We start from the raw sequence: 12882 nt of genomic DNA on the forward strand, positions 1-12882 counted from the left end.
GGCGCCGGCAAACGGGCGGGCGTACGGCGATCGTCAAGACGCCGTGCGCCCGCCCTGTTGCGTTCACGCCCCCTTCGTGAGGCTTCTCTCGCACCGAGCAAACAGTCACATAGTGGTCATAAATGACATTCGATATGGGGTCGCCGTCCGGTTGGCGTGTATGTTCCGGGGCCGAGAGAGCCATGGAAGGGACCAAACCGGTGAACAAGAAGCTCGCGGCCGCAGTGTCCGGCGGTGCGGTACTGGTACTGGCGCTGTCGGCGTGCACCAGCAACAGCAGCGCGACCGATGACAAGCTGGGATCCTGGGCCAAGCAGGTCTGCGACGCGGTGCAGCCGCAGGCCAGGAAGATCGCGGGCGCCAGCACCGCGATCCAGAAGCAGACCTCGGACAACAGCACCCCGGAGCAGGTCCAGAAGACCGACTCCCAGGCCTTCCAGGACATGTCCGACGCCTACAAGGCGATCGGCGCCGCCGTCGACACGGCGGGTGCCCCGGACGTCGACGGCGGCGCGACGAAGCAGAAGAACGCGGTCAAGGAGCTCAACGGCATCTCCGCGGCGTACGCGGACCTGAAGAAGCAGGTGGACGGGCTCGACACCAAGGACCAGGGAAAGTTCGCCGACGGGCTCAAGGGGATCGCCACACAGCTGGACAAGCTCAGCCAGAGCGGAAGCGATGCGCTGAAGCAGCTGGAGGAGGGCGACGTCGGCAAGGCCATGGCGCAGCAGGAGAGCTGCAAGTCCGCGTCCGCGTCGGCTTCGGCCCCGGCGGCCTCCGGCTGAGCGGCGGACCCGGGCGCACCGGCTCGCGGGGCGAGCTGCCCGCGGCGGTAAAACGTCCGGAGACGGGCCGCCCGGGGCCAGAATGGGCGACGTGAGTAACTCCGGCCTCGCCACCCTGCCCTCCACCGACCGCCCCGACGTCACCGCACGGCTGAGGGACGCCCTCCTCGCGGCCTCCTTCACCGCCGACGGGCTGCTCGAACTGCTCGGCGCGCCCGCGTACGCGGCACTCGCCCGGAGCGAGACCGTGCCCGCGCTCCGGGCGACACGCGGGGACACACCGCTGGAGGTGCTGGTACGGCTGTTCCTGCTGCAGCAACCCGTGCCGCACGCGCGCGTGGCGGGCGTCCTGCCCGCCGACGCATGCCTGGAGACCGGCTGGCTGGTCCCGGCCGGGGGCGACGAGGTGGCCTCGACCGTGGACGTCCGGCCGTACGGAGGACCCGACGGCGAGGACTGGTTCATCGTCTCCGACCTCGGCTGCGCGGTCGGCGGATCAGGAGGTGTGCGCGCCGGCGCTCACCGGAAGGATGGTGACGGGCCACGGCCGGGCGGCATCGGCAGCCGCGAGGAGATGGTCGTCCTGGGCGTCGGCGGCGCCTCCACCACCCTCGCCGGCATCACCGTGCGGACCCCGGTCGGCGCCGCCCTCGACATCGGCACCGGATCCGGGATCCAGGCGCTGCACGCCGCACGGCACGCCACGCGCGTGACCGCGACCGACGTCAACCCCCGCGCCCTGCACATCGCCGCGCTCACGCTCGCGCTGTCCGGCGCCCCGGCCGCGGACCTCCGCCAGGGCTCCCTCTTCCAGCCGATCCGGGACGACGAGACGTACGACCTGATCGTGTCGAACCCGCCCTTCGTGATCTCCCCCGGCGCCCGGCTCACCTACCGCGACGGCGGCATGGGCGGGGACGACCTGTGCCGCACGCTCGTCGAGCAGGCGGGGGCACGGCTGAACCCGGGCGGGTTCGCGCAGTTCCTCGCCAACTGGCAGCACGTGGAAGGGGAGGACTGGCAGGACCGGCTGCGCGCGTGGGTGCCGGACGGCTGCGACGCCTGGATCGTGCAGCGCGATGTCCAGGACGTCATGCAGTACGCCGAGTTGTGGCTGAGGGACGCGGGCGACCACCGAGGGGACACGGCCGAGTACCAGGCCCGGTACGACGCATGGCTCGACGAGTTCGAGGCGCGCAAGGTGCGGGCGGTCGGCTTCGGCTGGATCACGCTGCGCAGGACGGACGCCGCCGAGCCCTCGATCACCGTCGAGGAGTGGCCGCACCCGGTCGAGCAGCCCCTCGGCGACACCGTGCTCGCCCACTTCGAGCGCGTCGCCTACCTGCGGGAGCACGACGACGCCGCCCTGCTCGCCGGGCACTTCAGGCTCGCCGCCGAAGTCGTCCAGGAGCAGGTCGGGCTGCCCGGCGCCGAGGATCCCGAGCATGTGGTGCTGCGTCAGAACCGCGGGATGCGCCGCGCCACGAGGGTGGACACCGTGGGCGCGGGTTTCGCCGGCGTCTGCGACGGCACGCTGAGCGCGGGTCGGATCCTCGACGCCATCGCGCAACTGGTCGGCGAGGACCCGGTGTTGCTGCGCGACCGGACGCCCGCGCAGATCCGGCTGCTGGTCGGGCAGGGCTTCCTCGAACCCGCGCCGTGACGGGGCGTCCGGCGGCTCTGCGCGCGGGGGGCTCGTAGGCCGTCGACGTGGTCCCGCAGGCGCCGTCGCATGATCCCGGGGGTGCGGTCGCGCGGTCCCGCAGGCGATGCGCGCAGTCCCGCCGAGGGGACGCCTGGCGATTCACCTGCGAAGCACACCTGCGAAGCACACCTGCGAAGCACACGTGCGAAGCACACGTGCGAAGCACACGTGCGAAGGACACGTGTGAAGGGCACCGACGGCACACCGAGGGACGGGCGATGAGTTCGAGACGATGTGCGGGCCTCGGCCCGGCCCGGGCGCACACGACACCGGGGAGGCTCGTCCGCCGGGCGTTCACCCCGGGTTCGCACTCCGGCCTCCCGTGTGTGCCAGCCTCCCGTCTCCGGGCCGTCCGAGCGGTCCGGCGGTCCAGGCCAGGGAGGAGCAGGAACATGGAGAGCGGACCGGCGATCTTCGCGGGTACGGTGTTCGCCCTGTTCGGCGGTGCCGTGCTGACGTGGACCGCGACGCGACTGCACCGCCGCGAGCCGGTGGCCGAGGGTGTGAGCCGCGCCGCATCCGCCGCCGTCGCGAGCCTCGCCGCGGTGGCCGCGCTGGCACTCGCCGCATGGTGCTTCACACGCCTGTGACGTCATGGTTCACGGCCGCCCGGAGGCCGAGGCTCCGGTAACTGGGAGATCACCCTCCGGATAGGGCCCGAAGGTCAGGTGGCCACTCCGGGCGGCAGGAATACCGGTAGTCGGGTTACCGTTCGAGTGGCCGTTGTGGGCTTTTCCCGTTTGACACGGGGGCGGGCTGTACCGTCACACTCCGCAGCGTCACCATGACCCGACCCCGGGACGAAGACCTGGGGAGGTCCCAGAGCGTCGACCGGAGAGAAGAGCGAAGTTGTCCCCGACCAGCGAGACCGCACAGGGCGGCCGCCGACTCGTCATCGTCGAGTCGCCTGCCAAGGCGAAGACGATCAAGGGCTACCTCGGCCCCGGCTACACCGTCGAGGCGAGCGTCGGGCACATCCGTGACCTTCCGAGCGGCGCCGCGGAGGTTCCCGAGAAGTACACCGGCGAGGTCCGTCGCCTCGGCGTGGACGTCGAGCACGACTTCCAGCCGATCTACGTCGTCAACGCCGACAAGAAGGCGCAGGTCAAGAAGCTCAAGGACCTGCTGCGGGACTCCGACGAGCTCTTCCTCGCCACCGATGAGGACCGCGAGGGCGAGGCCATCGCGTGGCACCTCCAGGAGGTGCTCAAGCCCAAGGTCCCGGTCAAGCGGATGGTCTTCCACGAGATCACCAAGGACGCGATCCAGCAGGCCGTGCGCAATCCGCGCGAGCTGAACCAGAGGCTGGTCGACGCCCAGGAGACCCGGCGCATCCTCGACCGCCTCTACGGCTACGAGGTCTCGCCGGTCCTGTGGAAGAAGGTCATGCCGCGGCTGTCGGCGGGCCGCGTCCAGTCCGTGGCCACCCGCCTGGTCGTGGAGCGGGAGCGGGAGCGCATGGCGTTCCGCTCCGCCGAGTACTGGGACCTCACCGGCACCTTCGGCACCGGCCGCGCCGGCGACCCGTCCGACCCGTCGTCCCTGGTGGCACGGCTTGCGACGGTCGACGGCAAGCGCGTCGCCCAGGGCCGTGACTTCGACTCGCTGGGCCGGCTGAAGAGCGCGAACACGCTCCACCTCGACGAGGCGGACGCCCGGGCACTGGCCGCCGCCCTGGAGAACACGCGGTTCGCGGTCCGCTCGGTCGAGTCCAAGCCGTACCGCCGCTCGCCGTACGCCCCGTTCCGTACGACGACGCTGCAGCAGGAGGCCAGCCGCAAGCTCGGCTTCGGCGCGAAGGCCACCATGCAGATCGCGCAGAAGCTGTACGAGAACGGCTTCATCACGTACATGCGTACGGACTCCACGACGCTCTCGGACACGGCGATCACCGCCGCCCGCGCCCAGGTCACGCAGCTGTACGGCGCCGACTACCTGCCGCAGCAGCCGCGCACGTACGCCGCCAAGGTCAAGAACGCGCAGGAGGCGCACGAGGCGATCCGGCCCTCGGGCGACCGTTTCCGCACCCCCGCGGAGACGGGGCTGACCGGCGACCAGTTCAGGCTCTACGAACTGATCTGGAAGCGGACCGTCGCCTCCCAGATGAAGGACGCGACCGGGAACTCGGTCACGGTCCGGATCGGTGGCACCGCCGCCGACGGCCGGGACACCGAGTTCAGCGCGTCCGGCAAGACGATCACCTTCCACGGCTTCCTGAAGGCGTACGTCGAGGGCGCCGACGACCCGAACGCCGAACTGGACGACCGCGAGCGCCGGCTCCCGCAGGTCACCGAGGGCGACGCGCTGACCGCCGAGGAGATCACCGTCGACGGCCACGCGACCAAGCCCCCGGCCCGCTACACCGAGGCGTCGCTGGTCAAGGAGCTGGAGGAGCGCGAGATCGGCCGCCCGTCGACGTACGCGTCGATCATCGGCACGATCCTCGACCGCGGATACGTCTTCAAGAAGGGCACGGCCCTGGTGCCGTCCTTCCTGTCCTTCGCCGTGGTCAACCTCCTGGAGAAGCACTTCGGGCGGCTGGTCGACTACGACTTCACCGCCAAGATGGAGGACGACCTCGACCGCATCGCCCGAGGCGAGGCGCAGGCCGTGCCGTGGCTGAAGAGGTTCTACTTCGGCGAGGGCACGGGCAACGGCGGGGCGGCCGAGGCCGGCAACGGCGACGGGGACCACCTCGGCGGCCTCAAGGACCTCGTGACCGACCTGGGCGCGATCGACGCGCGCGAAGTGTCCTCGTTCCCCGTCGGAAACGGCATCGTGCTGCGGGTCGGCCGCTACGGCCCGTACATCGAGCGCGGCGAGAAGGACTCCGAGCAGCACCAGCGCGCCGACATCCCGGCCGACCTGGCCCCGGACGAGCTGTCCGTCGAGCTGGCCGAGGAACTGCTCGCCAAGCCGAGCGGCGAGCGCCCGCTGGGCACCGACCCGGGGACCGGCCGCCCGATCGTCGCCAAGGACGGCCGCTACGGCCCGTACGTCACGGAGATCCTGCCCGAGGGCACCCCGAAGACGGGCAAGAACGCCGTCAAGCCGCGCACGGCCTCGCTGCTGAAGTCGATGTCCCTGGACACGGTGACCCTCGACGACGCCCTCAGGCTGATGTCCCTGCCCCGGGTCGTCGGCACGGACGCGGACGGCGTGGAGATCACCGCGCAGAACGGGCGCTACGGGCCGTACCTGAAGAAGGGCACGGACTCGCGGTCGCTGCAGTCGGAGGACCAGATCTTCACGATCACGCTGGAGGAGGCGCAGGCGATCTACGCGCAGCCCAAGCAGCGTGGCCGAGCCGCCGCCAAGCCGCCGCTGAAGGAACTGGGCGAGGACCCGGTCAGCGGGAAGCCGGTCGTGGTCAAGGACGGCCGCTTCGGCCCGTACGTCACCGACGGCGAGACCAACGCGACGCTGCGCTCCGGCGACAGCGCCGAGACGATCACTCCGGAGCGCGGCTTCGAGCTGCTCGCGGAGAAGCGCGCCAAGGGACCCGCCAAGAAGACGGCCAAGAAGGCTGCGGCGAAGAAGGCGCCGGCCAAGAAGACGGCGTCGACGGCGAAGAAGACGGCCGCCAAGAAGACCACCGCGAAGAAGGCGCCGGCCAAGAAGACCGCCGCCGCGAAGAGCGCTGCCGCGAAGACGGCGGCGTCGAAGGCGTCGGTCGAGTCCTGAGCGGTCGGGACCTTCCGAGCGGTCGGGACTCCCTGAGCGGTCGGGACTCCTGAGGGCGCGGGCCGGGCGACGGGCGCGGGCCGGGCGACGGGCGCGGGCCGGGCGACCGGCGGCCGCGGTGGACGGCGGCTGGGAGCTGGGCAGGGCGGCACCCGGGTCCCCGGACGCACGCCTCGACGGGTCTTCTCTTCCCGATGCGTGCGCGAAACGTACGCTCCGGCATCAGTTTGGTGTCAGGGCGTGCGCACGTTCGGTCGGTCGCCTCGGGCTGTCGGCGGCTCCCGATAGGCTGAACGCATGACGCGAGCCGAGCAGCCGACGGCGAACATCCCGGCCCCCGACGACGCCCTGGTCGCAGACTCCCGCGAGCGCGCGGTCCGCGCCCTGCTGCGCCGACCGCAACTGAAACGGCTGTGGAGCGCCCAGCTCATCGGCGGCGTCGGCGACGCCCTCGCCCTGCTCGTCCTGGTCGTGCTCGCCCTCCAGGCCGCCATCGCCGAGGGCTCCTTCGGCGGGGGCTACCGCGGTGTGGGCTTCGCGATCGCGACCGTCTTCGGCGCACGTGTCCTGGCGACCCTGCTCTTCGGGGCCGTCCTCCTCGGCCCGCTCAACGCGCTGACCTCCCAGGACGGGCCGCTCGACCGCCGCTGGACCATGGTCGGCGCCGACGCGCTGAGGGCCGCCCTGCTGATCGTCGCCCCCCTGTGGATCGACTGGACTCCGGCGGACGCGCTCGCGGCCCTGCTGGTGACCGCCTTCGTGACCGGCGTCGCCGAGCGCTTCTGGACGGTGTGCCGCGAGGGCGCGGCGCCCGCCCTGCTGCCCGCGCCGCCTCTGGAGGGCGCCACGGTCCGCCCGCTCCCGGACCACCTGGACGCACTGCGGCGGCTGTCGCTGCGTACGGGTTTCGCGGCGGTCCCGCTTGCCGCCGCCGGGCTGGTCGCCGCCTCCCTCCTGAACAACCTGCTGGGCACGGGCATCGCCTGGTTCGCCCAGCACCAGGCGGCCCTCGCCTCGTACGTCGCGGCCGGGCTGTTCGCCGCCTCCCTCTCGGTGGTCACCTTCCTCGAACTGCCCGGCGCCCGCACTCCCCGCGCGCGGTCGCCGCTGGAGGGCCTGCGCCGGCCCAAGACGGGCGGGGCCGTCGACAAGGGCCGCACGGGAGCGATCCCTCTCCTGGTGGTCGCCTGCGCGGCCGTCGCCGGGGCGATCTCCGCCGCCGTGGCCGTCACGGCCCTGCACGCCAGGGACCTCGGCGGCGGCCCGGTGACGTACGGCCTGCTCGTCCTCGCGCTGACCGGCGGCACGGCCGTCGGCATCCGCACGGCGCCCGGTGTGCTGCCCTCGTTGTCGCGGCGCCGGCTGCTCGCGCTCGCGATCGCCTTCACCGGGGTCGCGCTGCTCGCCTGCGGTCTCGACCCGGACGTCACCAGCGTGCTGCTGATCGGGGCGCTCGCCGGCGTCGGAGCGGGCATCGCCGCGAACACCGGGCACACGCTGCTCGACCAGGAGGCCGAGGACCACCGGCGGGCGCGGACGACCGACCACCTGCACGCGGTCGTCCGGGTCTTCGTCGTCCTCGGGGCGCTGGTGGCACCGGTCGTGGCCGGGGGGATCGGGCCGCACCGGCTGGAGAACGGCAAGTTCGTGTTCGCGCACGGGGGCGCCGCCTTCACGCTGATGCTGGTCGGCGCGCTGCTGCTGCCCGTGGCCGCGCTGGTCCTCGCCAAGGTGGACGACCGCTCCGGGGTGCCGCTGCGGCACGACCTGCGGGACGCGCTGCGCGGCGGTGACGACCCGGTGCAGGTGCCCGCGGCGGACGGCTTCTTCATCGCCCTGGAGGGCGGCGACGGCGCCGGGAAGTCCACCCAGGCCGAGGCGCTCGCCGAGTGGATCCGGGCCAAGGGCCACGAGGTCGTGCTGACCCGCGAGCCGGGCGCGACACCGGTCGGCAAGCGGCTGCGGTCGATCCTGCTCGACGTCTCCAGCGCCGGGCTGTCGCACCGCGCGGAGGCGCTGTTGTACGCGGCGGACCGCGCGGAGCACGTGGACACCGTGGTGCGGCCGGCGCTGGAGCGGGGCGCGGTGGTGATCTCGGACCGGTACATCGACTCGTCCGTGGCCTACCAGGGCGCGGGCCGCGACCTGTCCCCGACCGAGATCGCCCGGATCAACCGGTGGGCGACCAACGGTCTCGTGCCGCACCTGACCGTCCTGCTGGACGTCGCGCCGGAGACCGCGCGCGAGCGGTTCACGGAGGCACCGGACCGGCTGGAGTCGGAGCCGGCCGAGTTCCACGCGCGCGTGCGCTCCGGTTTCCTCACACTGGCCGCCGCCGACGCCGGACGCTATCTGGTCGTCGACGCCGCCCAGGAGCCCGAAGCGGTCACGACCGTGATCCGCCACCGGCTCGACCAGATGCTGCCGCTCTCCGAGGCCGAGGTGAAGGCCCAGGAGGAGGCGCGCCGGAAGGCCGAGGAGGAGGCACGGCGCAAGGCGGAGGAAGAGGCCGCGCGCAAGGCCGAGGAGGAGCGGCTGGAGCGCGAGCGCCAGGAGCAGCTCGCCAGGCTGCGCGCCGAGGAGGAGGAGCGCAAGCAGCGCGAGCTGGAGGAGGCACAGCGCCGCGAGGCCGAGCGGCAGGCGGAGGAGGCCCGGCAGCGGGCCGAGGAGGCCCGCCGTCGCGCCGAGGAGGAGCGGGTGCGGCTCCTCGCGGAGGAACAGGCACGCGCGGCCGAGGAGGCACGCCGCAAGGCCGAGGAGGAGCGGCGGCGCAGGCAGGCCGAGGAGGAGGCCCGGCTGCGGGCCGAGGCCGAGGCGCGTCGCCTGGAGAAGCAGCGCAAGGCCGAGGAGGCGCTGCTGCGGGCCGAGGAAGCACGCCGGGCCGCGGCCCAGGCGGCGGCGTCGGCCACGGTGGCGGCCTCGGGTACGGCCGGCGCAGCCGGTACGGACGGCTCGGCGGGCACGGGCGCGACCGGTTCCGAGGAGGGCGGGTCCGGGAGCTCCGCCTCCTCCGCCTCGTCCGGCTCCTCGCCGGACAACGAGACCACGGTCCCCACACCGCTGGTGACGCCGTCGAACGCGACGGGCGGTCCGGTGGACGAGACGGCCGTGCTGCCGCCGGTGCGGGTGGGGGAGTCCGAGTCGGAGACCACGGCGAAGCTCCCCAGGCCGTCCGAGCAGCAGCCGGCGGCCGACGAGACGGCCGTGCTGCCGCCCGTACGGGACGGCGGCGGCGATGATCCGGCGGACCGGGTGCCGCCGGGCTTCTTCCGCGACGAGCGCCCGGCGCCGCGGCCCGACGGTGCCGAGGACCGCACGCGCGAGCTGCCCCAGATGGACCCGCAGGGCCGCCCGCGCAGCCGTCCCCGGCCGGACTGGGCCGAGGAGACGCCGTTGGACGACCTGCCGACCCTGGCCGACGAACTGCTCGGCCCGCGCGACGACGAGGACGACGGGTACTGGGACGAGGGCCGCGGGTCCGGTCGGCGGCGCTGAGACGGACGGCGCCGCCCGGTCGGCGGCGCGCCCGCTTCCCGGTGCCGGCGCCCTGGTGCGGCCGTGACGTCGGTGCGGCGCGGGCGCCCGGCCCCGTCGCCGGCGGTGATCCGTCGCCGGTGGTGACCCGTTGTCGGTGGTGACCCGCACAATGGACCGCGGAGGGGCGAAGTGCGACGAAAGGCGGTGTCCCGTGAGCGTGTGGGACGACCTGGTCGGTCAGGAGAGGGTGGGCGAGCAGCTCGACGCGGCCGCGCGTGACGCCGATGCCCTGGTCACCGCGGCCGCCGCCGACGCACCGCCGCCCGAGACGTCGAAGATGACCCACGCCTGGCTGTTCACGGGTCCGCCCGGCGCGGGGCGTACCCAGGCGGCACGGGCGTTCGCCGCCGCGCTCCAGTGCGTGAGCCCCGACCGCGCGCTCGGCGGCTCCCCGGGCTGCGGCTTCTGCGACGGCTGCCACACCGCGCTGGTCGGCACGCACGCGGACGTCACCACGGTGGCCGCCGTGGGCACACAGATCCTCGCCGAGGACATGCGCGACACCGTCCGCAGGTCGTTCACGTCGCCGGTGAACGGCCGCTGGCAGGTGATCCTCGTCGAGGATGCCGAGCGGCTGAACGAGAAGTCGGCCAACGCGGTCCTCAAGGCCGTGGAGGAGCCCGCTCCCCGCACGGTCTGGCTGCTGTGCGCCCCCTCGCTGGAGGACGTCCTGCCGACGATCCGCTCCCGCTGCCGCCATCTGAACCTGAGCACGCCGTCCGTGGAGGCCGTCGCGGACATGCTCGTACGCCGCGACGGTGTCGAGCCCGGGACCGCGGCCGCCGCCGCCCGCGCCACCCAGGGCCACGTCGACCGCGCCCGCCGTCTCGCCACGGACGAGCGCGCCCGTGAGCGCCGGGCCGCCGTGCTGAGGCTTCCGCTCCGGATCGAGGACATCGGCGGCTGTCTCAGGGCCGCCCAGGAGCTGGTCGACGCGGCCACCGAGGACTCCAGGCAGCTCGCGGAGGAGGTCGACGCCAAGGAGACCGAGGAGCTGAAGGCGGCACTCGGGGCGGCGCAGGGCGGGCGCATGCCGCGCGGCACCGCAGGCGTGATGAAGGAACTGGAGGACAGGCAGAAGCGCCGCAGAACGCGTACCCAGCGCGACAGCCTCGACCAGGCCCTCACCGACCTGACCGGCTTCTACCGCGATGTGCTGGCGCTTCAGCTCGGCTCCCGTATCGCCCTGGCCAACACGGACGTGGAGGACGCCCTGGAGCGTCTGGCCCGCGGCAGCGCGCCGGAATCCACGCTTCGCCGCATCGAGGCGATCGCCGCGTGCCGCGAGGCCCTGGACCGCAATGTGGCACCGCTGCTGGCGGTGGAAGCCATGACGATGGCGCTGCGGACGGGCTGACCGGACGACGGCTGACCAGGGGACGGCTGACCGGTCGACGCCGACGGGACGACCGGGTGACACGCCCGGCGGTGGACCGGCTCCGTCACTCGTACGAGGCACCTTCGCCACTGAAGGTGAGTAACGCGTCGCACAGCGTTACGCTCACACAATGCACACCAGGCCCATCCCCGGACCGTCCCGCCGCCCCCGTCCGAGCCGCTTCCCCTCCTCCCCGTTCTCCCTTTCCCCGCTGCGCCCGCTGCGCCCGCTGCGCGTGCTGCGGGCGAGCGGGGCCCTGCTCGCCGCCGCCGGTCTGCTGGTCTCGGCCTGTTCCCACGGGGGCTCCACGACGGCGACGGCGCAGGCGGGACTGGCCGCGCTGCCCCGGTCCACACCGGCGGCGCTGACCCCGTACTACACGCAGAAACCGGTCTGGCGGGAATGCGGAGTCCCGGGCTTCGAGTGCGCCACGATGAAGGTGCCGCGCGACTACGGCCGCCCGGCCTCGGGCACCGTCGGACTGGCCCTCGCCCGCAAGAAGGCCACCGATCAGGGCCGGCGCCTCGGCTCCCTGCTGGTGAACCCGGGCGGGCCCGGGGGATCGGCGGTGGGCTATCTGCAGCAGTACGCGGGCACCGGCTACCCGGCGGAGATCCGCGCCCGCTACGACCTGGTCGCGGTCGACCCGCGCGGCGTGGCCCGCAGCGAGCCCGTCAAGTGCCTCAGCGGGCCCCAGATGGACGCGTACACACAGACCGACATCACCCCCGACGACCAGCAGGAGAGGAACGCGCTGGTCGACGCGTACAAGCGGTTCGCGGAGGGCTGCGGGCGCCAGTCGCCGGCCCTGCTGCGCCATGTCTCCACGGTCGAGGCGGCCCGCGACATGGACATCCTGCGGGCAGCGCTGGGCGACCGGAAGCTGACCTATGTGGGGGCGTCGTACGGGACGTTCCTCGGGGCGACCTACGCGGGGCTGTTCCCGGACCGGGTCGGCCGGATGGTGCTGGACGGCGCGATGGATCCGGCCCTGTCGGCCCGCAAGCTCAACGAGGGCCAGACGGCGGGCTTCGAGGAGGCGTTCCAGTCCTTCGTCAAGGACTGCCTCCGGCAGACGAGCTGCCCGCTGGGCGTCCCCGGCACCTCGCCGGAGAAGGCAGGCGGGAAGCTGAAGGCGTTCTTCCGGAAGCTCGACGCGTCCCCCCTCCCGACGGGTGACTCGGGAGGCCGCAAGCTGGGCGAGGCCCTGGCCACGACGGGGGTGATCGCGGCGATGTACGACCAGGCGGCCTGGCCCCAGCTGCGCGAGGCGCTGACCTCGGCGATGCAGACAGGCGACGGCGCCGGGTTGCTCCTCCTGTCGGACACCTACTACGAGCGCGGCGCGAACGGGCAGTACTCCAATCTGATGTTCGCGAACGCGGCCGTGAACTGCCTGGACCTGCCGCCCGCCTTCTCCTCCCCGCAGGAGGTACGGGACGCGCTTCCGGCGTTCGAGAAGGAGTCCCCGGTGTTCGGGGAAGGGCTGGCCTGGGCATCGCTGAACTGCGCCTACTGGCCGGTGGAGGCGACGGGCCGACCGCACCGCATCGAGGCCAAGGGCTCGGCGCCGATCGTGGTCGTGGGCACGACCCGCGACCCGGCGACCCCCTATGCCTGGGCACGGTCCCTCGCCTCACAGCTCTCCGCGGGCAGGCTCCTCACCTACGAGGGCGACGGTCACACGGCGTACGGCCGCGGCAGCACCTGCATCGACTCGGCGATCGACGCGTATCTGCTCCGGGGCACCCTGCCGGCGAAGGGAAAGCGTTGCTCGTAGCACCACCGGCCCG

At 73.1% G+C, this 12882-nt stretch carries 7 protein-coding genes; all 7 read left to right on the top strand.

Annotation, left to right across the window (positions count from 1 at the left end; genetic code table 11):
* The first annotated feature begins 182 nt into the window (after positions 1-182).
* The 7 genes from ACZ79I_RS22075 to ACZ79I_RS22105 all read left to right on the top strand — a co-directional run bounded on the left by ACZ79I_RS22075 (position 183) and on the right by ACZ79I_RS22105 (position 12869).
* On the top strand, positions 183-785 hold the full coding sequence (locus tag ACZ79I_RS22075) for a small secreted protein (protein ID WP_471499209.1): 603 nt from the start codon (positions 183-185) through the stop codon (positions 783-785).
* A 91-nt stretch (positions 786-876) separates the two neighbouring features.
* Positions 877-2448, top strand: coding sequence for a DUF7059 domain-containing protein (locus ACZ79I_RS22080; RefSeq protein ID WP_471499210.1), 1572 nt, complete (start codon positions 877-879; stop codon positions 2446-2448).
* Positions 2449-2882: 434 nt separating this feature from the next.
* Positions 2883-3080, top strand: a complete 198-nt coding sequence (locus tag ACZ79I_RS22085) for a hypothetical protein (RefSeq protein ID WP_471499211.1) — start codon at positions 2883-2885, stop codon at positions 3078-3080.
* A 259-nt stretch (positions 3081-3339) separates the two neighbouring features.
* Complete coding sequence (topA, locus tag ACZ79I_RS22090) at positions 3340-6174, top strand: type I DNA topoisomerase (protein WP_471499212.1); 2835 nt, start codon at positions 3340-3342, stop codon at positions 6172-6174.
* Positions 6175-6471: 297 nt separating this feature from the next.
* On the top strand, positions 6472-9669 hold the full coding sequence (gene tmk / locus ACZ79I_RS22095) for a dTMP kinase (protein WP_471499213.1): 3198 nt from the start codon (positions 6472-6474) through the stop codon (positions 9667-9669).
* A 193-nt stretch (positions 9670-9862) separates the two neighbouring features.
* Positions 9863-11068, top strand: coding sequence for a DNA polymerase III subunit delta' (locus ACZ79I_RS22100; RefSeq protein WP_471499214.1), 1206 nt, complete (start codon positions 9863-9865; stop codon positions 11066-11068).
* A gap of 151 nt (positions 11069-11219) precedes the next feature.
* Positions 11220-12869 (top strand): alpha/beta hydrolase, encoded by a 1650-nt coding sequence (locus ACZ79I_RS22105; RefSeq protein WP_471499215.1) that lies wholly within the window; start codon positions 11220-11222, stop codon positions 12867-12869.
* Positions 12870-12882 lie beyond the last annotated feature (13 nt).

It is taken from the genome of Streptomyces sp. PSU-S4-23 (assembly GCF_055632315.1).

Bases quoted from the DNA above. Each gene is read 5' to 3' on its own strand.
- ACZ79I_RS22105 (WP_471499215.1), top strand. From the start codon at position 11,220: ATGCACACCAGGCCCATCCCCGGACCGTCCCGCCGCCCCCGTCCGAGC.
- ACZ79I_RS22075 (WP_471499209.1), top strand. From the start codon at position 183: ATGGAAGGGACCAAACCGGTGAACAAGAAGCTCGCGGCCGCAGTGTCC.
- ACZ79I_RS22085 (WP_471499211.1), top strand. From the start codon at position 2,883: ATGGAGAGCGGACCGGCGATCTTCGCGGGTACGGTGTTCGCCCTGTTC.
- tmk (WP_471499213.1), top strand. From the start codon at position 6,472: ATGACGCGAGCCGAGCAGCCGACGGCGAACATCCCGGCCCCCGACGAC.